26 protein-coding genes and 2 tRNA genes are annotated in these 24179 nt (G+C 62.0%); 10 read left to right on the top strand and 18 right to left on the bottom strand.

What is annotated here, in order from left to right; genetic code table 11:
- Positions 1–436: 436 nt before the first annotated feature.
- The gene (locus tag IM701_RS04300; protein ID WP_125955252.1) at positions 437–688 is read left to right on the top strand and encodes a DUF5818 domain-containing protein; all 252 of its coding nucleotides are present in this window, start codon (positions 437–439) and stop codon (positions 686–688) included.
- Positions 689–761: 73 nt separating this feature from the next.
- Here IM701_RS04300 and IM701_RS04295 read toward each other — a convergent pair whose 3' ends face one another.
- On the bottom strand, positions 762–2051 hold the full coding sequence (locus IM701_RS04295) for an integrase arm-type DNA-binding domain-containing protein (RefSeq protein WP_084280390.1): 1290 nt from the start codon (positions 2049–2051) through the stop codon (positions 762–764).
- Positions 2052–2207: 156 nt separating this feature from the next.
- Positions 2208–2297 (bottom strand) — tRNA-Ser (locus IM701_RS04290).
- Between the two features lie 177 nt (positions 2298–2474).
- On the opposite strand from IM701_RS04290, the gene hspQ reads away from it, so the two are divergent.
- A complete protein-coding gene (hspQ, locus tag IM701_RS04285; RefSeq protein ID WP_168902636.1) occupies positions 2475–2855 on the top strand; it encodes a heat shock protein HspQ in 381 nt (126 codons plus the stop codon).
- A gap of 46 nt (positions 2856–2901) precedes the next feature.
- Here the strand turns inward: hspQ and IM701_RS04280 are convergent, their stop codons facing one another.
- Entirely contained in the window at positions 2902–3780 is an 879-nt protein-coding gene (locus IM701_RS04280; RefSeq protein WP_193828337.1) for an ABC transporter permease, read from the bottom strand.
- Positions 3781–3890: 110 nt separating this feature from the next.
- Between IM701_RS04280 and IM701_RS04275 the strand changes: the two genes are divergently transcribed.
- Both IM701_RS04275 and IM701_RS04270 read left to right on the top strand, forming a co-directional pair.
- A complete protein-coding gene (locus IM701_RS04275; RefSeq protein WP_193827877.1) occupies positions 3891–4589 on the top strand; it encodes a GcrA family cell cycle regulator in 699 nt (232 codons plus the stop codon).
- Positions 4590–4674: 85 nt separating this feature from the next.
- Positions 4675–5838, top strand: a complete 1164-nt coding sequence (locus IM701_RS04270; protein WP_193827876.1) for a diguanylate cyclase — start codon at positions 4675–4677, stop codon at positions 5836–5838.
- Positions 5839–5866: 28 nt separating this feature from the next.
- Here the strand turns inward: IM701_RS04270 and IM701_RS04265 are convergent, their stop codons facing one another.
- From IM701_RS04265 to IM701_RS04230, 8 genes are all read right to left on the bottom strand, one after another.
- Positions 5867–6085, bottom strand: a complete 219-nt coding sequence (locus tag IM701_RS04265) for a hypothetical protein (RefSeq protein WP_322788221.1) — start codon at positions 6083–6085, stop codon at positions 5867–5869.
- Between the two features lie 356 nt (positions 6086–6441).
- Complete coding sequence (locus tag IM701_RS04260; protein WP_193827875.1) at positions 6442–6951, bottom strand: hypothetical protein; 510 nt, start codon at positions 6949–6951, stop codon at positions 6442–6444.
- A gap of 96 nt (positions 6952–7047) precedes the next feature.
- Positions 7048–9363 (bottom strand): polyribonucleotide nucleotidyltransferase, encoded by a 2316-nt coding sequence (pnp, locus tag IM701_RS04255; protein WP_039337766.1) that lies wholly within the window; start codon positions 9361–9363, stop codon positions 7048–7050.
- A gap of 162 nt (positions 9364–9525) precedes the next feature.
- Positions 9526–9795, bottom strand: a complete 270-nt coding sequence (rpsO, locus tag IM701_RS04250) for a 30S ribosomal protein S15 (RefSeq protein ID WP_039337765.1) — start codon at positions 9793–9795, stop codon at positions 9526–9528.
- Between the two features lie 5 nt (positions 9796–9800).
- On the bottom strand, positions 9801–10712 hold the full coding sequence (gene truB, locus IM701_RS04245; protein ID WP_193827874.1) for a tRNA pseudouridine(55) synthase TruB: 912 nt from the start codon (positions 10710–10712) through the stop codon (positions 9801–9803).
- A 2-nt stretch (positions 10713–10714) separates the two neighbouring features.
- Positions 10715–11422 carry a site-2 protease family protein gene (locus tag IM701_RS04240; RefSeq protein ID WP_193827873.1) on the bottom strand — a complete coding sequence of 236 codons (708 nt, stop codon included), beginning with the start codon at positions 11420–11422 and terminating at the stop codon, positions 10715–10717.
- The gene (locus IM701_RS04235; protein WP_193827872.1) at positions 11419–11970 is read right to left on the bottom strand and encodes a GNAT family N-acetyltransferase; all 552 of its coding nucleotides are present in this window, start codon (positions 11968–11970) and stop codon (positions 11419–11421) included. The genes IM701_RS04240 and IM701_RS04235 overlap by 4 nt, the downstream gene beginning before the upstream one ends.
- On the bottom strand, positions 11967–12557 hold the full coding sequence (locus IM701_RS04230; protein ID WP_039337761.1) for a thymidine kinase: 591 nt from the start codon (positions 12555–12557) through the stop codon (positions 11967–11969). Before IM701_RS04230 ends, IM701_RS04235 begins: the two co-directional genes overlap by 4 nt.
- A 52-nt stretch (positions 12558–12609) precedes the next feature.
- On the opposite strand from IM701_RS04230, the gene IM701_RS04225 reads away from it, so the two are divergent.
- Complete coding sequence (locus IM701_RS04225) at positions 12610–13200, top strand: YceI family protein (protein WP_193827871.1); 591 nt, start codon at positions 12610–12612, stop codon at positions 13198–13200.
- A 3-nt stretch (positions 13201–13203) separates the two neighbouring features.
- Here the strand turns inward: IM701_RS04225 and rbfA are convergent, their stop codons facing one another.
- The 6 genes from rbfA to rimP all read right to left on the bottom strand — a co-directional run bounded on the left by rbfA (position 13204) and on the right by rimP (position 20080).
- On the bottom strand, positions 13204–13602 hold the full coding sequence (rbfA, locus tag IM701_RS04220; protein WP_039337760.1) for a 30S ribosome-binding factor RbfA: 399 nt from the start codon (positions 13600–13602) through the stop codon (positions 13204–13206).
- 2 nt (positions 13603–13604) lie between these two features.
- On the bottom strand, positions 13605–14141 hold the full coding sequence (locus IM701_RS04215; RefSeq protein ID WP_039337759.1) for a DUF1697 domain-containing protein: 537 nt from the start codon (positions 14139–14141) through the stop codon (positions 13605–13607).
- A gap of 431 nt (positions 14142–14572) precedes the next feature.
- Complete coding sequence (infB, locus tag IM701_RS04210) at positions 14573–17161, bottom strand: translation initiation factor IF-2 (RefSeq protein ID WP_193827870.1); 2589 nt, start codon at positions 17159–17161, stop codon at positions 14573–14575.
- 5 nt (positions 17162–17166) lie between these two features.
- The gene (locus IM701_RS04205; RefSeq protein WP_193827869.1) at positions 17167–17901 is read right to left on the bottom strand and encodes a DUF448 domain-containing protein; all 735 of its coding nucleotides are present in this window, start codon (positions 17899–17901) and stop codon (positions 17167–17169) included.
- On the bottom strand, positions 17882–19516 hold the full coding sequence (gene nusA / locus IM701_RS04200) for a transcription termination factor NusA (protein ID WP_039338736.1): 1635 nt from the start codon (positions 19514–19516) through the stop codon (positions 17882–17884). Before nusA ends, IM701_RS04205 begins: the two co-directional genes overlap by 20 nt.
- Positions 19517–19519: 3 nt before the next feature.
- Positions 19520–20080: a ribosome maturation protein RimP gene (gene rimP / locus IM701_RS04195; protein WP_062341715.1), complete on the bottom strand. Its 561-nt coding sequence runs from the start codon at positions 20078–20080 to the stop codon at positions 19520–19522.
- A 341-nt stretch (positions 20081–20421) separates the two neighbouring features.
- On the opposite strand from rimP, the gene IM701_RS22095 reads away from it, so the two are divergent.
- Together IM701_RS22095 and IM701_RS04190 are read left to right on the top strand one after the other, a co-directional pair.
- Entirely contained in the window at positions 20422–20553 is a 132-nt protein-coding gene (locus tag IM701_RS22095; protein WP_255355009.1) for a hypothetical protein, read from the top strand.
- The gene (locus IM701_RS04190) at positions 20553–20777 is read left to right on the top strand and encodes a PspC domain-containing protein (protein ID WP_193827868.1); all 225 of its coding nucleotides are present in this window, start codon (positions 20553–20555) and stop codon (positions 20775–20777) included. Before IM701_RS22095 ends, IM701_RS04190 begins: the two co-directional genes overlap by 1 nt.
- A 211-nt stretch (positions 20778–20988) precedes the next feature.
- Here IM701_RS04190 and IM701_RS04185 read toward each other — a convergent pair whose 3' ends face one another.
- Positions 20989–21708, bottom strand: coding sequence for a queuosine precursor transporter (locus IM701_RS04185; RefSeq protein ID WP_193827867.1), 720 nt, complete (start codon positions 21706–21708; stop codon positions 20989–20991).
- 60 nt (positions 21709–21768) lie between these two features.
- On the opposite strand from IM701_RS04185, the gene IM701_RS04180 reads away from it, so the two are divergent.
- The 3 genes from IM701_RS04180 (at position 21769) to IM701_RS04170 (ending at position 24018) form a co-directional block, all read left to right on the top strand.
- Positions 21769–21845: transfer RNA gene (locus IM701_RS04180), tRNA-Arg, on the top strand.
- 266 nt (positions 21846–22111) lie between these two features.
- Positions 22112–23305 (top strand): MFS transporter, encoded by a 1194-nt coding sequence (locus IM701_RS04175; protein ID WP_082013440.1) that lies wholly within the window; start codon positions 22112–22114, stop codon positions 23303–23305.
- Positions 23305–24018 carry an SDR family NAD(P)-dependent oxidoreductase gene (locus IM701_RS04170; protein WP_039336696.1) on the top strand — a complete coding sequence of 238 codons (714 nt, stop codon included), beginning with the start codon at positions 23305–23307 and terminating at the stop codon, positions 24016–24018. Before IM701_RS04175 ends, IM701_RS04170 begins: the two co-directional genes overlap by 1 nt.
- Positions 24019–24179: the final 161 nt, after the last annotated feature.

Here is a 24179-nt window from a genome sequence, read left to right as displayed (position 1 = left end):
CGGGAAAGCTACCAGAGCAAGGTTCTCAGGCCTCGACGCAGCAAATCTTTGCTACGCCATTGAAAACTATGACAGTGCGGTTTCGATTGCAACGACAAAGCTTCTCTTGAGATGACATTGGATACGGTAGCGTTGCGCCCCACAGCGGTGTCGCCGTTGGACGAAATCGGCTGCAAACTCTTTTGGCAGGGTTAGTGACGGAAGTGCGTGGACGATGTTGTTGACGTTGCCGCAACAACAATCGCTAATTGTCGGAGGGCCGATAGCGTGACGCCCCTTTGTCTCAGCGGTCTTGGCGCAATCTCTCTAACCGAAACCAAGGCCAGATCAGTTGCGACTGTCCATCTGGCTCCTGCGTCTTACATTCCACGCCTAAGCCGGATAGATGCCCACAGAGCGTTCGATTGGTGCACGCGGACACTAGGGTTTGGTTTGCATGGACGTAGTGCGCAAGCGCCCACTCGCGCGCCGGGAGAGTACGGTGACACGACGGCTTAGAGCATCAGGAATTTTGCTAGAGAGTCGTCGTGGCTGGCTATTGAAGACGGACGACGATGCCATCTGGGTCCTAGATCACGAGCACGAACAGGACTTCGCAGCAAATCTTAGGGTGATCGTCGAAGGGCAGATCTTCGGTCTAGATCGCTTGCGCGTTGATTGGATCGGCCCGCAAGAAGAAGTTTCCTGACCTGCAGGCCTACGCGCTAAAAAAACAGCGCTTTAGACAATACGCACCAAACGCCATCCAGGTCGCACATTTGTCACCGAGATGGATATGCGAGCAACTTCGAAGGATGACAAAAATCGTTAATGAGCATTTCTGACCATGCTTCGGCAATCTCTCGTCGCCTGCTCAGATACCCGGCTCGGTTATAGACACTTTCGGAGCCGGACACACCGTCCGGCACATGAGCAAGCATGAGATCGATGACATGTCGATCGGCAGGCGTACCGTTCCTCTCTGCCCATTCGTTCATGATGGTCGAGAAGGATGCGCGCCATCCGTGCGGCACGTGGCGGCCTTGGTACCCGCAGCGATTGTAGAAGTAGCTGAGGGTGTTTTCACTCATAGGTTTACGGGTATTCCGGTTGGTCGGAAAAACCAGTGGTCCGTCACCCGAAACAGAATGAGCTGCCTGAAGGACCGCTACCGCTGCTTTTCCGAGAGGAACGATATGATCATATGCCATGTCCCCCTTTAGCTCGGTAACCAGCTTCATCCGTGCTGCCGGGACGCGCCAAATTGCGTCCGGGTGAACTGTCTCTGCATCGTACCAGTCAATGCCTTCAAGCTCGGACCAAGGCATGCTGCGGATCATGCCAGGTCTTTGCGCCGTGAGGGCAAGAAAGCGCGATGCAAGCTTCGTGAGCGCCGAGGCAGGCTCTACCTCTGTCTTCCGGATCATATCATGAAGCTCGGCGAGAGTTAAGAGAGCAGGCCGCTTCCGCGATCGTGGCACTGGCTTCAACGCTTTGGCAACAATCGCGGCCGGGTCGCGATTGGAGGCTCCCTCCGCAATCGAGTGAACGAAAACAGCGGACATGCGCTGCCTCACGCGATGTGCAGTCTCGATTGCGCCACGCTTTTCAATTTTTCGAAGTACTGCGAGTACAAGCGGTTCATCGATCTGCGTGACGGGTACATTGCCGAGCCACGGGAACACCTCCTTTTCAAGGCTGGTGATGACATCCTTGGCATGTACTGCTGTCCAGCGCTTCTCCTGCAACCCAAACCACGTTCGGGCCATCGCCTCAAATGTGTTCGCCGCTGCTGCCGCATTTCGAAGAGCTTGCTTTTTCGCTTCCAGACCCGGGTCTCTGCCTTCTCTGAGAAGCTTTCTAGCGTCAGCTTTGCGATCTCGCGCCTGGGCTAAAGTGACCTCTGGATAAGGGCCAAATACCAATCGCCGCTCTTTGCCCGCAAAACGATACTTCAAACGCCAACTTTTGTGGCCCGATTTCGATACGAAAAGGTAGAGCCCCTCCGAATCCGCAAGCTTGTAATCACGGTCTTTAGGCTTCGCGTTGCGAACTGCCATATCGTTGAGCATGGATGCCCCCAAATCTGATTTTCGCTGCCCCCAAAATGCCCCCATTTCTCTCTGGAGGCATACGGAAGCATTAGAACAAACAGGGAACTGTATAGCTCAAAAAGCGCCGAAAATCAACATTTTCTGAGGTTTAGCGGAAGCTTGTAGACAGGTGGCTGGCGGAGAGGGTGGGATTCGAACCCACGGTACGGTTGCCCGTACACCGCATTTCGAGTGCGGCGCATTCGACCACTCTGCCACCTCTCCATGGTGCCAATCAGGGTGCCGCAAGGGGCGTTCCCGGTCGAGGAAGCGCGCCGTTAGCGCATGCAAACCGGCTTGCCAAGTAGAAAGCGGAAAGCTTTTTCCACAGGCGGCCTTTGGGATGAACCTTTGTTGGCGAGCGGCTTGTTTGCACCGCGGCGAAACCCTATATCCTTGGGCATGGATCGTGCGAGTTTCTTTTCGCCACAAGCTGGACGCGATATTTCGGCCCCCCCCGTCTCATCGGCGCGCTTCTCGATTGGCGACGTTGTTCGCCATCGCATGTTCGGCTTCCGCGGCGTCGTCTTCGATATCGACCCGGTCTTCGCCAACAGCGAGGAATGGTACCAATCTATCCCCGAGGACATCCGTCCCCCGCGTGACCAGCCGTTCTATCACCTTCTCGCCGAGAACGACGAGAACAGCTATGTCGCCTATGTCAGCCAGCAGAACCTTCAGTCCGATGCCGAAGCAGGGCCGATAGATCATCCATCGCTTGACGAGATGTTCGAGGGCTTCCGCAATGGCCGCTATCGGCTGAGGCGCAGCCTGTCGCACTGACGCACAAGGGAGAACCGGCTCTCCCTTGTGGCGCGAATTGTGCTCGTCAGTTCTTGAGCTTCCAGCCGGACTTGAGCAGCCAATACAGCAACGCACCCAGAGCGACATTCACGACACCAAGGCCGATTGCGCCGTGCAGCACGGCCATGTTCGTGTCGCCGATGTCGCTTTGCCCGAGAAAGCCGAAGCGGAAGCCCGAGATCACGTAGAAGATCGGGTTCAGTCGACTCACTGCCTGAAACGCCGGAGCAAGATTGTCGATCACGTAGAACGTGCCCGACAGCATCGAGAGGGGCGTGATGACGAAGTTGGTGACGGCTGCGTTGTGATCGAACTTCTCGGCCCAGATCGACGTCAGCACACCGACGATGGCAAGCAGGATCGAACCCATCAGGCCAAACCAGACGACTGCCCAGAGATGGGTGATCTTCAGCGACACTCCCGGCCAAAGCAGCATTGCCCCTGCCACGGCAAGACCGACCAGAACCGCGCGCGTGACTGCCGCGCCCACCAATGCCGTCATCAGTTCGCCGGTGGAGATTGGCGGCATCAGGTAATCAACAATGGTCCCCTGGATTTTTCCGCCAAGAAGACTGAAACTGGAATTGGCAAAGGCATTGTTGATCATGCCCATCGCGATCAGGCCCGGCGCGACGAAGCTGGCAAAGTTCACGCCAAGAACCATGCGCCCACCATTGGCACCGCCGCCAAGCGCGAGCGTGAATATCATCAGATAAAGCAGCGTGGTGACGGCTGGAGCCCAGATCGTCTGGGTCTGGACCTTGAAGAAACGGCGGACCTCCTTCATATAGAGAGTCCACAGCCCCAGCCTGTTGAAGCCGCGAAACACCGGTTGTCCGGGCGGGGCAAAGGTTCCGGCGTTGCGGGTTGTCGCCCCTTCACGGGGTAGCGGTTGATTGGCCATGGCCATCGCGGTATCGCGCTGGCACGCCGATGGCAAGCACGTGTCGGAACTTGCCGACCGGGCAGATTTTAACGGCCGGAGCATTCCGGCACGGAAGGAAACGTGAAGGCATGAGCTGGACCGAAGAGCGGATCGAGAAGCTGACCAAGATGTGGGAGGGCGGGTCAACCGCCAGCCAGATCGCCGATGAACTCGGTGGCGTCAGCCGCAATGCGGTGATCGGCAAGGCGCACCGCCTTGGCCTCAAGGCGCGCCCTTCCCCGGTAAAGGCCAACGACAAGACGGATGCGTCGGTTTCTCCGGCAGCCCCCAAGGCTGCCAAACCCGCCACCCCGGCTCCAGAACCCAAGGTCGCCGCGCCGCGCCCGGTCGTGGCGGCGGCACCGCCAGCTCCAGCGCCGGCACCTCGCGTTGCTCCCGCACCAGCCCCCGAAGCAAAGCCTGCGAGCGACGCTGCACCCGCGGCACCCCAACCGCGAATCGTCTCGGTCGGGCCCGGCGGCTTTTTGCGTCAGGGTCCCGGCGACCAGCAGGCGCCCATCCCGCCGGCCCCGCCGCGCCGCCTCGTGCCCGCACGCCCAAGCCCGGAAATCGCCGACAAGACCAGCCTGCTCGATCTCAACGATCGCATCTGCCGCTGGCCGATGGGCCACCCCGGCGAGCCGGACTTCCATTTCTGCGGCGAGAAGGTGAATCCCGGCTTCCCCTACTGTGTGGAGCATTGCGGCCGCGCATATCAGGCGCAGCTCCCGCGCGGCCATCGTCGGCCTCCCCCGCCGATGCCTTTTGGCGGACCTCGCGTTCGCTGAGATCCACCTCAGGACGAACACGTATTCCCGGAATACTGCGGCGCCGCGTGGTTAATCTCACGCGGCGTTGGCCGTTCTGGCAGACATGACAAATGATCCTTCCTCGCGCGGGTCCCGGTCGCGCCTGCTCAGATGGCTCGGCCTTGCCGGAGAAGCGGAGTCCGGGGAGGAAACACTCGACATCATCGGCCTCATCCGTGACGTGACTGCGCGCGAAATCTGGCTACCGGCCAAGCGCCGGCTTCTCGCGAAAGTGGCGGACTTCCTGATCGATCATGATCTCGAGGTGATGCCGTGGACGCTCGAGATCGCTTACGACTGTGTCACCGGTGCCAAGCCGAAGCTAGCCCAGATGATTCTCGAACGTACTGAAGCGGGTCAGCCGATCACGATCGTCTGGCTCGAACAAGTCGTTCGCGAGGAGGAAGGTGAAACCTCATCCGAACTCCTCGCCGCCCTCATGTCACGCTTGGAAGACACGCTCGAGGAGTTCGTCAGCGCCACGACCCACGCGAGGTCGGCGACGACCGAATATGGCGCCGCGTTGCAGCAACACGTCGATGATCTCGAACAAGTTGGTCGTGCCGGGGCGGTAATCACAGAGCTAGCCGCCCTCGCCAAGGCAATGATGCATCGCACGCGCGAGATCGAACACAACCTCTGCGAGTCCGAGCGGCGCGCAATGGAACTCCAGAAAAGTCTCGACGAAGCGCGTCGGGTAGCCGACGAGGATCACCTCACGGGACTTCCCAACCGCCGCGCGTTCGAAACCCTGTTCGAAAAGGAATATGCCGCAGCAAAGGCTTCCGGCGAACCGCTCTGCGTGGCGTTTTGCGACATCGATCACTTCAAGCGCATCAATGACTGCCATGGCCACGCCGCAGGCGACCGGGTACTCAAAGTGGTTGCCGAGACCCTCAGCCAGATTTCAGACGCCCGCTGCCATGTAGCGCGGCACGGGGGCGAAGAGTTCGCCGTGCTGTTCCGCGCCCTCCCGCCCGAGAAGGCGTGGGACCGTCTAGATCAGGCGCGCGAAAGCATAGCGGAACGACGCCTCGTCAATCGCGCCACCGACATGCCGTTCGGCCGTGTCACGTTCTCCGGCGGGATCGCCGACGTCTTCGCCTACAAGACCCGCAGCGATGCACTGCGGGCGGCTGACGAAGCCCTCTATGCGGCAAAGCAGTCGGGTCGGAACTGTATCCTGGTGGCCGGACAGGAACCGCCACCCTTGCGCGACGCGGCCTAGCCGCCTCGAGGCCTGACCCTGTTCGCGATCAGCCGTACTGCGAGTTCTGGCTGCGTTGGAAGGCAAATCTCGGGACGCGTCCTTCGATCATGGTCGTCTTCAGCACGATCCGCATTTCGTCAGCGCCCTCCTCGCGCGTGCAGACAAGCCGCGTTCCACCCGAAGGCAGGACTTCGAGCGCGCTGATAGCGACGCCGGATTTCTCGCAAAGTGCTCGGACGCGGGCTTCGTTCAGTGTGGTATTCATGGCTCGGCTCATGCGAGGTACTCCGTTGCGAACACGTCTGCGATCGTGTTCTGTGTGCTCGGTCGCGCCCACCCTGCCGCTATAGGCGCGCGCTCGGATCTTCGACAGGTGGAGATGTTGCTGGCGCAGTCTTGCGCAAGCACAAGCTTGTTAGCGCGGTCCTGCACGCAAGCGCTGGCCACAGCGCCCATCACCAACCTCTGGTGCTTTCCATATTGTTGGTTGAGGTCCACGACAGACTCCCATTGCGTAAGCGGGAGCGCGACAGGTCTCTCAGCCGGTGATGCCTACAATGGTCATCTCACCGATGCCCCCGCTGTGGACCGTTGGCGCGGGAATAGCAAACTTAAAGCGTCTCAATCCTGCAGATCGAACACGATCCGGGGTGCAAACAAGACAAGCTTGCGCGCCCACTCTTCGGGAGTTTCACCGATTACCTCGCTGTCGAAAAGCCGCAGGCGCTCACCCTGCTGGTCGTAAAGGCTGATGAGATCGCTGCTATCATCGCCCCGACGGACGACGATGCGCGAAATGTCGGCAAGCGCGATGAAACCATGATTGCCCGGCCGTCGGCGCGTGCGCCCCTGCCACCACTCCAGCGTACCAGCCTCGAGATCCAGTCGGCTCCCCCGCCGGGTGTTGGCCACAAGTTGACCCGCCGCACCCACGAGGCCAAGCGCACCGACCGCGCCTGCAACGGGCACCAGCCAAGGCGCACACTCGCCACCTTCGCTGCAATTATCCTTGGGGTTTACCATCAGCGACGCCGACACGAAGGCGGCGCCCAGCACTCCCATCAGCCACCAGCGTGGATCGCGCCGCGCACTGCATTCGAAAACCACGATATTGTGTGACGGCTTTGCCATGTCTCCGTGTCTGCCAGCGAATGATGACCGTTTTGCAAATGAAAAAGGCCCCACCTTGCGGTGGAGCCCCTTTCTGTCTGGCCTGCTGGCCGTTCCTCAGTCGTCGGACTTGAGGAACGCCGGCATGTGATCCGGAGCCGGACCGTCTTCACGGTCACGGCGAGGACGATCACCGCCTTCACGGCCCCGATCGCCTCTGGGGCTACGGTCACCACGGCCACCACGATCATTGCCGCGCGGGCCACGACGGTCGCCGCGATCACCACGATCGCCGCGCGGTTCACGCGGTTCACGGGCGGGGCGGGTGTCCTCCAACTCCGCGCCAGTTTCCTGATCGACGACGCGCATCGACAGGCGAACCTTGCCGCGCTGGTCGATCTCGAGGACCTTGACGTAAACGTCCTGGCCTTCCTTCACCACGTCGGTCGGCTTTTCCACGCGCTCGTTCTTCATTTCGGAGACGTGGACGAGGCCGTCCTTGCCGCCCATGAAGTTCACGAAAGCGCCGAAGTCGACGATGTTGACGACCTTGCCCTTGTAGATCTTGCCGACCTCGGCTTCCTCGACGATGCCGAGGATCCAGTTCTTGGCGGCTTCGATCTGGGTCAGGTCCGAAGACGAGATCTTGATCAGGCCTTCGTCGTCGATGTCGACCTTTGCACCGGTGGTGGCCACGATCTCGCGGATCACCTTGCCGCCGGTGCCGATGACGTCGCGGATCTTCGACTTGTCGATCTGCAGCGTCTCGATGCGCGGCGCGTGCGCCGAAAGCTCGGTGCGTGCTTCGCCCAGCGCCTTGGTCATCTCGTTCAGGATGTGCGCGCGGCCTTCCGAAGCCTGCTTGAGGGCAACCTCAAAGATTTCGCGCGTGATGCCGGCGACCTTGATGTCCATCTGCATCGTGGTGATGCCTTCGGACGTGCCTGCCACCTTGAAGTCCATGTCGCCGAGGTGGTCCTCGTCGCCCAGGATGTCCGAGAGGACGGCGAACTCGCTGCCTTCAAGGATGAGGCCCATGGCGATGCCCGAAACCGGGCGCTTGATCGGCACGCCCGCGTCCATCATCGAAAGGCAGCCGCCGCAGACGGTGGCCATCGACGACGAGCCGTTCGACTCGGTCACGTCCGAAAGGACGCGGATGGTGTAGGGGAACTCGTCCTTGGTCGGCAGCACCGGGTGCAGTGCGCGCCATGCCAGCTTGCCATGGCCCACTTCACGACGGCCCGGCGCGCCGAAACGGCCAACTTCGCCAACCGAGTACGGCGGGAAGTTGTAGTGGAGCATGAAGTTTTCGTAGCGCAGGCCTTCAAGGCCATCGATCATCTGCTCGGCGTCCTTGGTGCCCAGCGTGGTGGTGCAGATGGTCTGCGTTTCACCGCGCGTGAACAGCGCCGAACCGTGGGTGCGCGGCAGGAAGCCGACCATCGATTCGATCGGGCGGACCTGCGTGACCGAACGACCGTCGATGCGGGTGCCGTCCTTGAGGATGGCGCCGCGCACGATGTCGGCCTCGACCTTCTTCATGGTCTTGATGGCGACCATCTGGGTCTGCGGCGTTTCACCGGCGAACGCTTCCTTGGCCTTGGCGCGGGCGGCGTTCAGCGCGTCGGAACGGGCCGACTTGTTGGTCAGCTTGTAGGCAGCGGCGATGTCCGCGCCGACGAGGTCCTTGAGCTTCTTCTTGATGTCGGCGGTGTTGTCCGACAGGTCGATTTCCCAGGGATCCTTCGCAGCCTTCTCGGCCAGTTCGATGATCGCACCGATGACCTTGCGGCACTCGTCATGCGCGAACAGCACGGCACCGAGCATTTCGTCTTCGCTCAGTTCCTTGGCTTCCGATTCCACCATCATCACGGCAGAGTCGGTCGCGGCGACCACGAGGTCGAGGCGGCCATCGGTCAGCGCGGCGTCCTGCTTCGGGTTCAGCACGTATTCGCCATCGACGAAGCCGACGCGCGCAGCGCCGATCGGGCCCATGAACGGAACGCCCGAGATGGTCAGCGCAGCCGAGGCCGCAATCATCGCGACGATATCGGGTTCGGTCTCGCCGTCATAGCTCAGAACCTGGGCGATGACGTTGATTTCGTTGTAGAAACCTTCGGGGAACAGCGGGCGAACCGGACGGTCGATCAGGCGGGAAACCAGCGTTTCCTTTTCCGTCGCGCCGCGCTCGCGCTTGAAGAAACCGCCCGGAATGCGGCCAGCTGCCGAATACTTTTCCTGGTAGTGGACGGTCAGCGGGAAGAAGTCCTGGCCTTCCTTGACCGACTTTGCCGCGGTGACCGCGCAAAGGACTACAGTTTCGCCGTAAGTGGCGAGGACCGCGCCGTCAGCCTGACGGGCAATGCGGCCGGTTTCGAGGGTGAGGGTCTTTCCGCCCCACTCCAGCGATACGGTTTTGACGTCGAACATTTTACATCCTTCAGCCCGCGCGCCCTATTGCGAACGGGGTTTGCTGCCGGGGAATGCCGTCCCGGTCCGGTGTGGGGCCGTTTGTCTTGCCCCGGAGGCACCTCGCCGAATTGCGAGGACGCCAGAAAGCAAAAGCGGCCCGCTTGGGGCCGCTCCGCTTGGTTACTTGCGAAGACCGAGCTTCTGGATCAGGTCGTTGTAACGACCCACGTCCTTCTTCTTCAGGTAGTCGAGCAGCGAACGACGCTTGTTGACCATCATCAGCAAGCCGCGACGCGAGTGGTTGTCCTTGTGGTTGGACTTGAAGTGCTCGGTCAGCGTCTGGATGCGGCTGGTCAGGATCGCGACCTGGACTTCCGGCGAACCGGTGTCGCCTTCGGCGCGAGCGTGAGCGGCAATGACTTCCTGCTTCTTTTCTGCGGTAATCGACATGTATTCTACTCCGCGACATCCTTCAGATTAAAGCCCCTCTGGACCTTCAGGCTTCCGCCCGAAAGCTCCACCAGCGCGACCGGAACAGATCCGGCCTTCGCCCAGTAAAGCCCGTCCTCGAAGGGCAATCCCGCCAGAACGCGGCCCTGACGGACCGCCCTTGCCTGCTCGGGATCGAGGGAGAGAGCCGGGATGTCGACCAGCCCTGCCTCCAGCGGCAAGAGTATGTGTTCAAGGGGCGCGCCTTTACCCACATCGTTCAATTTGTCCAGCGAAATCGCCTGGGCAATGTCGAACGGCCCGGCCTTCAGGCGGCGCAGCATGGTAACATGCCCCACGGTGCCGAGCGCGCGGGCAATGTCGCGCGCCAGGCTGCGGATGTACGTTCCTTTCGATACATGGGCAGTCAGGGTTAGTTCTTCAACCCGCGCCGGATCTGCAACAGGTTCGGCAACCAGCGAGCGGATCACCACATCACGCGATTTCAGCTCGAACGTCTCGCCCTTGCGCGCAAGGTCATAGGCACGTTCACCATCGACCATCAGTGCTGAATAGGCGGGCGGAACCTGCGAAATCGGGCCGGTAAAGCGCGGCAGCACTGCCTTGATCTCTTGCCAGGAAGGCCGGACGTCGCTTGTCGCCACGATCTTGCCCTCAAGGTCGAGCGTGTCCGATTCCTCACCGAAACCCACCGTGAAGGTATAGACCTTGCTCGCGTCGAGCATCCGGCCGCACAGCTTGGTCGCCTCGCCAATGGCGATCGGCAACACACCTGTTGCCAGCGGGTCAAGCGTGCCGCCATGGCCCACCTTGCATTTGCCGAAGCCCGCCGCCCGCAGGTTGCGCTTCACCGCCGCGACGCCCTGCGTCGAGCCGAGCTCGAGCGGCTTGTCGAGAATGATCCAGCCATCAACCATGGTCAGAGTGGCTCAGGCCCGGCAACCAGCGTCGCCAGTTTGGCAAGGTGCTGTCCGAACCATTCCACCGGCGGCCCGATCAGCCGCTGGACCAGATGCAGCTCCGGCCAGAAGTACGGCAGGATCACGAGGAACGCGAACACCACGAGCAAACCATAAGGCTCAATCTTGCCATAGACGCGTGCCAGTGGCGCAGGCAGCACGCCCATCACGATGCGCGACCCGTCGAACGGCGGAATCGGCAGCAGGTTGAACGCGCCGAGGAAAAGATTGACGATCAGGAAATTGCGCAGGTTGTCCGAAAAGAACAGCGCCCCCAGCCCCGGCTCGGCCATGCCGTCCGTTGCCCTCACCAGCAGACCCAGCCCGATGGCGGCAATCAAGGCCAGCACGAAATTGGTGAGCGGCCCCGCTGCCGCCACCAGCACCATGCCCCAGCGCGGATTGCGCAAGCGGCGAAAGTCCACAGGCACCGGCTTGGCCCAGCCGAATACCGGTGCCCCGCTCAGCTTCAGCAGCCCGGGCAAGATGATCGTCCCGAATGGATCGACATGGCGCAGCGGATTGAGGCTCAGCCGCTTCTGCTCCGCCGCCGTCGGATCGCCCAACGCCCGCGCCACCCAGCCATGGGCCACCTCGTGGAACACGATCGCCAGGATCATGGGAATTGCGATCGTGGCAATCTGCCAGACCAGACCTTCGGGGTTCATTTCTTGTTGCTCATCCAGTCGTCACGCAGGATCGAAAACAGCACGGTATCGCGGACACGGCCCGTCCACGTCCGACGCTCGTGCCGCATCACGCCTTCCTGCACTCCGCCAACCTTCCTGACCGCAGCCTGACTGCGCAGGTTCATCGTATCCACCTTGAACGCCACGCGCTCCAGCCCACAAGCAAAGGCGTGGTCAATCATCAGCCGCTTAAGCCGTCCGTTGAGGCCGGTGCCGCGAACCGACGGCACGATATAGCTGTTGCCGATCTCGATCGACCAACCCGGCGCGCCATGTTCGATCCACGCCGTCATGCCGACCAGCACCTCGCCCGAAAAGACAGCATAGGGCCGCCGCTGCGGCGCAGAGTTCAGCAGGCTATCGAATTGCGGATCGAAAGCATCGCCCCGATAGCTGAAAGGATAGACGTCCCAGATCTCGTCATCCTGAGCACAAGCCCGCCGCAGGCCCTCGCGATGATCCTCGCGCAGCGGCTCGAGCCGCAAGTCGCCATCGGCGAGCGGCACGTACAGTCCATCTCCGCTCATGCCCCCATCGCCTCCGAAAAGTGCTTGCGACACAGCGCAACATAGCGGTCGTTCCCGCCGATCTCCGTCTGCGCCCCTGCCCGCACCGCTGCACCGCTTTCGTCCACGCGCAGGTTCATTGTCGCCTTGCGCCCGCAGTGGCAGACCGCTTTCAATTCCACCAGCGAGTCCGCAATGCCGAGCAGCGCTGCCGCCCCTTCGAACAACTCGCCCTGAAAATCGGTGCGCAGGCCATAGCACAGCACCGGCACCCCTGCCTCGTCGGCAATCCGCGCCAGTTGCCAGACCTGTGCCTTGGACAGGAACTGCGCCTCGTCCACCAGCACGCAAGACAGCGGCTGTACCACATGGGCAGCTTTCACCGCTCCCCACAGGTCGGTAGCATGATCGAAACGATGGGCCTCGGCATGAAGGCCGATGCGGCTTTCGATGGCAAAGTCTTGCCCCTTGGCGCCGCCCCGGTCATCCAATGCCGCAGTCCACAGCATCGTGGCCATCCCTCGCTCGCGGTAGTTGAAGTCCGCCTGCAGAAGATTGGTCGATTTGCCGGCGTTCATGCTGGCGTAGTAGAAATAGAGCTTGGCCATCGCGCACAGCCATAAGCACCACGTTCTGGATTGCCAGAGGGATCGCCGACCAATGCGCAGGAAAACTCGACGGATCATCAGCGCACTGGCCAGCGCCGCCGCGACATTGGTGCTGCTCGGCAACGCCCCACCGCAGAAGCTGCGCTACCGCATCGACGCCCCACACAGCGAAGTCCACGCCCGCGTCGGCTTCTTCGGCATCGCCAGCAAGACCGCGCGTTTTCCCGTCATCACCGGCGGGATCGAACTGGACCCAGCGCATCTCGATAACGTGAAGCTCGATGTGACGCTCGATGCGACGGCGCTACAGGCCGGGGATTCCGTCACGCTTAAACGTCTGAAAGGGCCGGACTTCTTCGATGTCGAACAACACCCGCAGGTCCGTTTCATCGGCCGTTCGATGGCGATGACCGGGCCGGTCACGGCGGTCGTCAGTGGCGAGCTTACCGCAAAGGGCGTCACACGCCAAACCACGCTAAACGTGAGCTTTGCCGCACCACCGGCCAAGGCCACCGGGCGCGAGGCAATCCGCCTTTCGGGGCGGACCAGGATCGACCGCGCGGATTTCGGAATGAATGCCTATCGCCTGATCGTGTCGAAGTCCGTCACGATCACCATCAATGCGCAGATGGTCCCGGCCTGAAGCTCAATCCTCGGCGTCGAGATCGCGCCGCACTTTCGGGTCGCTCAGCAGCTGCTCGATCCGGCTTGCTTCGTCAAAACTCTCGTCAGGCAGGAACTTCAGTCGCGCCGCGTACTTTAGCCGCAGCCGCTGCGCCACTTCGCGCTGGAAGAACGCGGTATTGGTGCGCAGTGCCTTGAGGACGATCTCCTCGTCCTCACCCAGCAGCGCCTTGATGAACACCGTGGCATGGCGCAAGTCAGGCGACATGCGCACTTCGGTGACCGAAACGGTATGCGCCGAAAGAACGTCGTCATGCACTTCCTGCCGCGTCAGCAGCTCCGACAGGATATGGCGCACCTGCTCACCCACCTTCAGCAGGCGGACGGAACGGGTTTCTGGGGAGGTTTGAAACTTGGCCAATTCTAACTCATCTTCGAAAGGATGCGTGCAATCGATCGAACGTTGCGCGCGGTGCCCCGGCAACCAAGACGGCGCTCGATGAAGGCGCTCGTCAGCTTGCTTTCGGCCACGCTGCTTACGAAATCGATATAGATGCTGCGCTCGCCGATTGCCAGTTTCTCGAGACCGCGCATCGCCTGGTCGGCTGCCAGCTTGTCGAAAGCTGCCTGGTCGGGCTGACGTTCGAGGAACAGCGTGTGGACCAGATTGTCCTTGCCGATGCCGGTAAAGGGATTGCCCTCCACCGCTTGTGCGATTGCTGCCCGATCGCGCACCGCGACAAAGCTCTTGATGTCGAACCGCTCCAGCATGACGTGCGCGAACAGGTCTTCAAGGCCATCCAGCGGACGATCGTCATAGTCGAACAGCAGGTTGCCGCTGGCGACCACGGTCTCCAGCCCGGTCAGCCCTTCCCGCTCGAACGCCCAGCGCAGATCCGCCATCGTCACGCGATTGCCGCCGACGTTGATGGATCCGAACAGGGCGACATAGCGGGTCATGGCAGGGGGGCCGTTCTTGCAATTTAGAGCAAATGTGCTATCAGCAGCGGATCACTACGGTTGCTGATTTCACAATCACCATCCCGGAACCCGGACGCTGCTACGTCCGGGTTCTTTCTGTATTGGGGGTGCCGCTGCTACAGCACCCCCGCACTGGTTTTACTTGCGGCCAAGCTCGATGAGCTTGATCACCAGTCCGACGAGCCCCACGATCAACGTGGCCACGCCGAGAACCAGAATCACTACGGTATCCAATTTCAAAAACATCACCTCCCGTTCTGTCGCCGGTAGCGACCTCGGAAAGGCGTTTTTGGAACAAGACCTGTGTGACCCTAGTCTTGTGCTTTGAAGCTATTGACTAGTCAGACTGCCGCCAGAATGGCAGGATGCCCCGCCGCCCCTGAAGGCGGACGAAGCATTCCCTTACATCATCAGAGCGTACGATCGCGCATCTCGACTTCGAAGACTTCCAGCTGGTCGCCAGCCTTGATGTCGTTCGTGTCCTGCAACAGCACGCCGCATTCCAGGCCTGCGCGGACTTCCGGCACGTCGTCCTTGAAGCGGCGCAGCGAGGCGATGGTCGTGCGGCTGACAATGACGTCGCTGCGCGTGAGGCGTGCATGCAGACCCTTGCGGATGACGCCTTCGACCACGAGCAGACCGGCTGCCTTGTCCTTCTTGCCCGCCGGGAAGACTTCCTTGACCTCGGCGCGGCCGACGACCGTTTCGATCGCCTCCGGACCCAACTCGCCCGCCATTTCCGAACGAATGTCGTCGGTGAGCTGATAGATCACGTCGAAGTACTTCATCCGCACCTTGTTGCGCTCGATCAGCTCGCGCGCCTTGGCGTTCGGACGGACGTTGAAGCCCACGATCGGCGCGCCGCTGGCCTGCGCCAGGTTGACGTCGCCTTCGGTGATGGCGCCCACGCCGGACTGCAGGATGCGCACCTTGATCTCGTCGGTCGAGATCTTGTTCAGCGCGTTGACAATTGCTTCGACCGAACCCTGCACGTCGGCACGGACAACCAGCGGATACTCGATGACCGTGTTCTTCGCGGCCAGCGCAGAGAACATATTTTCGAGGCTGGCAGGCGCCTGCACGGTGCGCTTGGCGGTAGCGCGTTCCTGGCGGTACGCCGCCACTTCACGGGCACGGGCTTCGCTTTCGACCACGGTCAGCGTGTCACCGGCCATCGGCACGCCGCCGATGCCGAGCACTTCGACCGGCAGCGACGGGCCCGCCGCCTTCACCTGACGACCCTTGTCGTCCAGCATGGCGCGGACGCGGCCCGACTGGGTGCCGACCACGAGGATGTCCCCGACCTTGAGCGTGCCGCGATTGACCAGCACGGTCGCAAGCGGACCCTTGCCCTTGTCCAGCTTGGCCTCGATCACGGTGGCTTCCGCTGCGCGATCCGGGTTCGCCTTCAGTTCGAGCAGTTCTGCCTGCAGCAGGATCTTCTCGATCAGCTCGTCAAGGCCCGCGCCGGACTTGGCCGACACTTCCACGTCCTGCACGTCGCCCGACATCGCCTCGACGATGATCTCGTGCTCGAGCAGGCGCTCGCGGATCTTCTGCGGATTGAATTCGGGCTTGTCCGACTTGGTGATCGCCACAATCATCGGCACGCCGGCCGCCTTGGTGTGGTTGATCGCCTCGATCGTCTGCGGCATGAGCCCATCGTCACCAGCAACCACCAGAATGACGATGTCGGTGACATTGGCCCCGCGCATGCGCATTTCAGTGAAGGCCTCGTGGCCCGGGGTGTCGAGGAAGGTGATGAACTCACCGCCCTTGGTCTTGATCTGGTATGCACCGATGTGCTGCGTGATGCCGCCGGCTTCGCCGCGCACCACGTCGGTGCCGCGCAAGGCGTCGAGCAGCGAGGTCTTGCCGTGGTCGACGTGACCCATGATCGTCACCACCGGCGGACGCGCCTGCAGCGTGTCCTCGGCGTCAACGTCCGAGGACGTATCGATATCAGCATCGCTGTCGCTCACGCGCTGGATGTTGTGGCCGAATTCGGTGACGAGCAGTTCGGCGGTATCCTGGTCGATGGTCTGGTTGATGGTGACCATCATGCCCATCTTGAACAGCGCCTTGACGAGGTCCGCAGCCTTTTCGGCCATGCGGTTCGCCAGCTCCTGCACGGTGATCGCATCAGGCACGACCACGTCGCGAACCTGCTTTTCACGCGGCTGCGACTGGCCGGCGAAGTGCGCACGGCGTTCCTTTTCTCGGGCACGCTTCAGCGCAGCGAGCGAACGGGCGCGCGCGCCTTCGTCCTCGTTGAGCGCGCGCGTAACGGTCAGCTTGCCGCCACGACGGTCCTCGGTCTTGCGATCGCGCGGATTGGCGGCGGGCTTCTTCGCAGCAGGCTCGGGACGCTTGATCGGCGCGGGCGAGGCAACCGGGGTAAAGCGGCGCGGTGCCGGGATTACCGGCGCGGCTTCCTCTGCCTTCGGCTCGGCAGCCTTGGCTTCGACCGGAGCAGGCGCGGCTTCCGGCTGCTTGGCCACTTCAGGCGTCGCCACTGGCGTGGGCGCTGGAGCAGGCGCAGCTTCCGGTTCCGGGGTCGGCTCTGGCGCAGGTGCGGGTGCCGCTTCAGCCTTGGCCTTTTCCTCGGCGCGGCGACGCTCTTCCTCGATCGCCTTGAGCTTTTCTTCCTGCTCGCGACGGTTCGCCGCTTCGAGCGCAGCGAGGCGGGCTTCCTCGGCTTCGCGCAGCAGGCGAGCCTGCATTTCCTGGCGGGTTTCGCGGCTGGCCGATGGCGGCGGAGGCGGCGGGGGCGGCGGAGGCGGCGGGGCTACCGGCGCGGCAGCAGGTGCCGGTGCGGCAGGCGCAGCAACAGGAGCGGCCTCGCCGGGCCGGCCCATCAGCTTGCGCCGCTTCACTTCGACCACCACCTTGTTGGTGCGACCATGGCTGAAGGTCTGCTTGACCTCTCCCGCCTCCACCGAGGTCTTCAGACCCAGCGGCCTACGGCCCAGTGTCGGCTTCTTGTCGCTATCGCTCATCGAACTCATTCGCCCTTCGTATCAATATCGTCGTTCGCCACTGCACCCGTCTCGGATCCGGCGGCTTCAGTCTCGTTTCCGAGAAAATGTATCAGGCGCTGCAGCGGCGCTTGCAGCCTTGCGGCGGCAGCGGGGTCGGTCAGCGCGACGTGAACGACGTTGTCGCGGCCCAATGCCACAGACAGCGCCGCTCGGTCCAGCGGCAAGATGACACCTTTCATCCCCGAACCCTCGGCGCCTTCGCCCACGCGCCAGGCTTGCGCCAGTTTGTTGGGTCCATCGGTGCCAGCGTCCGAGGCATGGCCGAGGAACGTCACAGCCCCCGCCCGGCAGCCTTGCGCAATCTTCTCCGTGCCCAGCAGCACATTGCCCGCCCGCAGCTCGATGCCGAGCCGGTCGGTCACCAGGCGACGCAGCGCCTGTTCGATGCGTTCGGGAAGATCGGCCGGAATGGACAGCGCAGCACCCTTGAAGGCAGGCGCCAGCGCTCCCTTAAGTTTGCCATTGGCAATCGCTTTTTCAAGGGCTTGCCGGTCCACGCCGATCCAGGCCCCGCGCCCGGGGGCACGCGCCATCACGTCAGGCAGCACGTCACCGTCGGGCGAGATGGCAAGACGCGTCAGTTCGTCCCGCGCATCATGGCGCCCGGTCAGCACGCACTTGCGCTCCGGCGAGGCCTTCCCCGCCGGTGCAGTGCCGGAGATGTCGGAGCTTAGCGGCTCATTGTGAGGAATCCGCATCGGCGGCCTCCTCAGCTACTGGCTCGTCATCGAACCAGTGGGCACGCGCGGCCATGATGATCTCGTTGCCCTGTTCTTCGCTCAGGCCATACTCGCCCAGCACGCCACCCTTGTCCTCGACGCGCTCGGGGCGATCGCTCTTTTCGCGCGGGCCCTTGTCGTTGCGGCGGCGCTGTTCGGCGCGCTTCTTGGCGATCAGCTCGTCGGTGGCAAGGTCCGCCAGGTCGTCAAGCGTCTTGATACCGGCCTTGCCCAGCGTGACGAGCATCGCTTCGGTCAGGTGCGGCAGCTCGGCCAGCGCATCTTCGACGCCAAGGCCACGACGCTGTTCGCGCAGGGCTTCCTCGCGGCGCTCGATCGCTTCAGCGGCACGGCTCTGGAGTTCTTCGGCGAGCTCTTCGTCGAAGCCTTCGATCGTGGCCAGTTCGCTGGTCTCGATGTAGGCGACTTCTTCCAGCTCGGTGAAGCCTTCGGCCACCAGCAACTGCGAGAGCGTTTCGTCCACGTCGAGCTCTTCCTCGAACATCTTCGAACGCTCGGCGAATTCCTTCTGGCGCTTCTCCGAAGCTTCCGCCTCGGTCATGATGTCGATGGCAGAACCCGTCAGCGACGAGGCCAGACGCACGTTCTGGCCGCGACGACCGATGGCGAGCGACAGCTGGTCATCGGGCACGACGACTTCGATGCGGCTCTCTTCCTCGTCGATTACCACGCGGCTGACCGTGGCGGGCTGCAGCGCGTTGACCACGAAGGTCGCGGTGTCCTCGCTCCAGGGGATGATGTCGATCTTCTCGCCCTGCAGCTCCTGCACGACGGCCTGCACGCGGCTGCCCTTCATGCCGACGCAGGCGCCGACCGGGTCAATGCTGCTGTCGCGGCTGATCACGCCGATCTTGGCGCGCGAACCCGGATCGCGGGCAGCGGCCTTGATCTCGATGATGCCGTCGTAGATCTCGGGCACTTCCTGCGCGAAGAGCTTCTTCATGAACTCGGGGTGCGCGCGGCTGAGGAAGATCTGCGGCCCACGGTTCTGGCGCTCGACCTTCATGATCAGCGCACGGACGCGCTCGCCCACGCGCGGCACTTCGCGCGGGATCTGCTGGTCGCGGCGGATCACGCCCTCGGCGCGGCCGAGGTTGACGATCACGTGGCCGAATTCGACCGACTTGATCACGCCGGTGATGACTTCGCCCGCACGGTCCTTGAACTCGTCGTACTGGCGATCCCGCTCCGCATCGCGGACCTTCTGGAAGATCACCTGCTTGGCCGACTGCGCGTCGATGCGGCCCAGGTCCACCGGCGGCAGCGGATCGACGATGAAGTCGCCAACCTTGGCGCCCGGCTGCAGCTTTTCGGCAGCCTTGAGGTCAACCTGCTTGAAGTAGTCCTCGACCACTTCGACCACTTCCACGACGCGCCACAGGCGCAGGTCGCCGGTGCGCGGATCGAGCTTGGCGCGAATGTCGTTCTCGGCGCCATAACGGTTGCGCGCCGACTTCTGTATTGCCTCTTCCATCGCCTCGATGACGACCGACTTGTCGATCATCTTCTCGGTGGCAACCGCGTTGGCGATTGCAAGCAGTTCGGCGCGGTTGGCGGAAATCGCACTGGCCATGGGTCAGTCTTCCTGTTCTTCGAGAATTTCGTCCGCACCGCTGGTATCCAGCGGCCGGGAAGCGGCAATAAGCTTGTCCGTCAGGATCAGCTTGGCATTGGCAACGAGGGCGAACGGCACCTCGAACACGATACCATCGTCCTCGATCGAAATGGTCTGGGTTTCGGCATCGAAGCCGGCAAGATCGCCACGGAAACGCTTGCGCTCGCCCAGCAGCTCGGAAAGCTCGATGCGAGCCTCCTGCCCGACCCAGGCGGCAAAGTCCTTGGGTCGCGTCAGCGGACGGTCGATGCCGGGCGATGACACTTCAAGGCGATAGGCGTCTTCGAGCAGCACTTCGCCTGCTTCTTCCAGTTCGTCGAACCGGTCGGAAATGCGATTCGAAAGCGCGGCGCAGTCCTCGATCACTAGCTGGCCGGTCTCTGGCCGCTCGGCCATGACCTGAAGCGTATGCTCCTCGTCACCGATCTCGCCGCCCTTGAAATAGCGCACGCGCACGAGATCGAAGCCCAGGGCCTTGGCCTCCGGTTCGATAACTTCCGCGATCCGCGCGATATCCGCCATGCAATCTCCAATAAGCCGAATGGCAAAAGCGGGTCGCTGCCGGTGCCCGGTGGCACCAGCCTGACCTTGCTTTCACAATGTCGGGATGAGGCGCAGATAGGCCCGGTCGCGTAAAAAAGCAAGCTGCAAAGCGCGTCAGCAGCAGCGGTAAAGACAACGCCATGCACACGCTCGCCAATTAATGGGGAATTTCACCACTGTTCAGCAGCGGGAAAGATGCCGAGGTTTCGCCCGACCGCCGTGATCCGCAGAAATCCGCCATTTCGGCAGTTTGGCACGGCCCATGCAACGCTGGTCGCATAAGCCATAACGGCTCAAACAGTTACCGTGAGGACAAGATCATGACCGCCATCACCAACCGCATCGCCGCCGCAGCAACCGCTTTCGCCCTCAGCCTCGCGCTGATCGCCGGCACCGTTCACACCCCCGTCAACACCACTTCGGCGCCCGCCGCTATGCAGGAGATGATCTGATGAGCCAGCTTCGCTTCGACGACCCGGCCCCGCGCCCGATCGAGACCACTCGCGGTTTCCGCCTCGACAAGGTCAACGGCAAGGTAATGGGCGTCTGCTCAGGCATCGCCAACTACTTCAACATCGACGTAACCCTGGTCCGCGTCGCTTTCGCTCTCGGCACCCTGCTGGGCTTCGGCTCGGCCGTGCTCGTCTACCTGCTGATCGGCCTCATCGCCGACTGAGCCGCAACAGTCAGACCTTGCGGGCCGTCCAGCCCCCCGCAAGCCGCCCCGCCTCTCCCGCCCCCCCCCGGAGAGGCGGGGCCTTTGCATGAGCAAAGCTGGAGTCCCTTAACGACCCCGCTCTTGTGTCGTCATCCCGGCGAAGGCCGGGATCCATGACAAAAGTTGGCGAATGCAACAGCGCAAATTGGCCTCGGCGTGCGGCCTAAACCTACGGCGCCTTGGCAAACGGCGAAAAGTCGGTGTCCGTATCATAGACGTCCGCGCCTTCGCGCGCCTTCAGCCAGCCGACCACGGCATATGTCACCGGCGTCAGCACCGCCTCCCACACCACCTTCATCAGCCAGTTGGTCACCATCACGGTCAGCACCTGGCTCGTCGTCCAGATGCCGAGGAACGCGATGGGGTAAAACAGCAGGCTGTCCACCGCCTGCCCGAACACGGTCGAGCCGATCGTGCGCGTCCACAGCATCTTGCCCCCGGTCAGCAACTTCATCTTGGCCAGCACGAAGGAATTCACGAACTCGCCCGCCCAGAAGGCCGTCACCGATGCCAGCACGATCCGCCAGGTCGATCCGAACACGCTTTCGTAAGCCGCCTGCCCGTCCCAGCCCGGCGCGGGTGGCATTTTCACGACCACGAAGCTCATGAACGCCATGAACACCAGCGCGAAGAACCCCATCCACACGCAGCGCCGCGCATTGGCATAGCCATAGACCTCGGTCAGCACGTCGCCGATCACATAGGATACCGGGAAGAACAGGATGCCCGCGCCAAACGTGAACCCGCCAACCTGCGCCAGCTTGGCCGCCCCGATCAGGTTCGACAGCAACAGGATCGCCACGAACGAGGCCATCACATAATCAAAGTAGCGGAAATGCCGACGCGCGCTGGTGGAGCCGTCGATTCTCGAAATCTGGGGATCGCTCATGGAGTGTGGTGCTAACCCGGTTTGCACGATCCGCAAAGCGTGCTTATGGGAAGCCGGCGCGCGCCCGTAGCTCATCTGGATAGAGCGCGAGACTTCTAATCTTGAGGCAGCAGGTTCGAGTCCTGCCGGGCGCGCCATCAATACGATCAGGTGTGTTTCCCCACCTACCATAGTCGGGCTGTCTGCGTTGACAGTTGGGACCTCTGGTGCACTGCGCAATTCCTACCGCACAAGATCTCAATTCGGCCAAATCAATAACAAGTCTTCCCTCATATCGATTGGACAGAAGGAGCAGGCCTAGGCAAAGGTATGAGACCGGTTTCACATTGATGATCGCCGCTGCGAACAGGCGCGCCGGTCGATTGCAGCGTGAGAAAATACTTGCGAGGAGACGGATGCTGCCATGACAAAGCATCACATACCGAGTTTCATGACAGGGATCGCGCTGCTGCTGCCGATCACGCTCACCACGATGGCCGTCGTACTTCTTGCGCCTGTCGTACCCCAGATCATGGCAGAATTCGGTACAACCCCGGGACATGAATACCTTGTCCCAATGGTGTTGACCCTTCCGGCGCTGTGCGTGGCGCTGCTATGCCCGTTCGCTGGCATTCTCGGGGATTATTTCGGCCGCCGTAAGCTCTTGCTGGCCTCCTTCGTGATTTACGCGCTGGTCGGTCTGGCTCCAATCTTTCTGAAGGACCTGACTACCATTCTGGTGTCTCGCGTTGGCGTGGGAATTGCCGAGGCGCTGATCTACGTTCTCTCCACAACCATGATCGGCGACTATTTCAAGGGTGCCGAGCGCGACAAATGGCTTGCAGGCCAGACGGCGTTTGCCTCGATGTCCGCACTTCTGTTTTTCAATGTCGGTGGCATTCTCGGAGATTTCGGCTGGCGCACGCCGTTCTGGGTCTATTCGTCAGCTTTAGTGATGTTCGCACTTGTCTGGATCTTCACATGGGAGCCCGCAGGAGACGACGATGCGGATGAGGAAGCTGATGCCGCTCCTCACAAGCTCAGCTGGGCAGGTTTTCCGTGGGCCCGGATGGCAACGATTGTCGCCGTGACGATCTATGGCTCGGTATTCTTCTATACCGTGCAAATTCAGGCCGCGAGCGGTCTCACCGAACTCGGATTGACCAGCGCCGCCCGAATCGGCTTCCTGACGTCTGTTGCCAGCGTCGGTGTTCCCCTCGGCACCTTCCTGTACTCCCGGATCGCTCGCATCGGTGTGGGCAAGCTTCTTCTCATCGAACTCACGCTGCTGGCTATCGGATTCATGCTGATGGGCAAGGGTGGAAACGTGACGGGATTCCTTGCCGGATGTTTCATCAACCAACTCGGTGCCGGCATGCTCCTGCCAACCCTTCTCGTATGGGCAATGAGCATCCTGCCCTTTGAATTCCGGGGCCGCGGGACCGGCTTCTGGCAGTCAGCCTTCTCGCTGGGGCAATGGCTGAGCCCGCTCGTGGTGACGTTCGTTGCCCTTCGTGCCGGCGGACTTATGGGTAGCTTCCAGGTCCTGGCTCTGTTTGCCGGTGCCGGTGCGGCAATTGCTCTTGCGTCGCTGCAAATCAGCCGGAAGGCGCAATGATGCCTGGTCGTTTAGCCAACAAGATCGCCGTCGTTACCGGTGCCGGCAACGGCATCGGCAAGGGCTGCGCCAAGATGTTCGCTGCCGAGGGTGCCAACGTGATCGGTCTCGACCTGGGCGGTGCGGACACGACGTGCGACCTGCTCGACGAGGACGCGACACGGGCGACCTTTCAGCACATCGGCCAGAAGCATGGCCGCATCGACATTCTTGTCAATGCAGCCGCCTTCGCAGTCTTCAATTGGATCGAAACCATGTCCTATCACGAATGGAAGCGGACGCTTTCAGGGGAACTGGACATCGTCTTTCTCGCGACGCGGGCCGCATGGCCGTTTCTGAAGTCCAGCGGCAAGGCGAGCGTGATCAACTTCGCAAGCGCCAATGCGCGCCATGCTCTCGATGGTTCTCCGGCCATCGCGCATTGCGCAGGCAAGGGAGGCGTTCTTGCCATGACCAGGCAACTGGCCATGGAAGGCGCGCCGCACAACATCCGCGCCAACACGATCGCACCTGGCTTCATCCAGACCGAAGCCACGCGCCGTCATATGGAGATGGACCCAGGTCTTGAAGGGGCGGTCCTCAAGAAGAACATGCTCAAGCGTCTTGGTGACCCGGAGGACATCGCCTGGTGCGCCACATGGTTGGCCAGTGATGAGGCACGCTACGTGACCGGCGCCGACTTTGCCATCGATGCGGGAGCGACTGCCTGGTAATCATTCTTGCACGAAACCTGTGTCCCCGGACAGGATCCGCACAGGGCCAAAATCCGGGGACACAAACAGATTGCTATCAACCAGGCCCAAACGCCGCCTACGAAACCCCTGTTGTCAACCAAGGGGTGTCGCTCACCACGAGCGTCATCGCGGGGGAACCG

This window comes from Novosphingobium sp. ES2-1 (genome assembly GCF_015169775.1).
GTDB lineage: Bacteria > Pseudomonadota > Alphaproteobacteria > Sphingomonadales > Sphingomonadaceae > Novosphingobium > Novosphingobium subterraneum.
The sequence above is the reverse complement of the archived record's forward strand: the minus strand, read 5'-3'. Positions and strand labels throughout refer to the sequence as shown.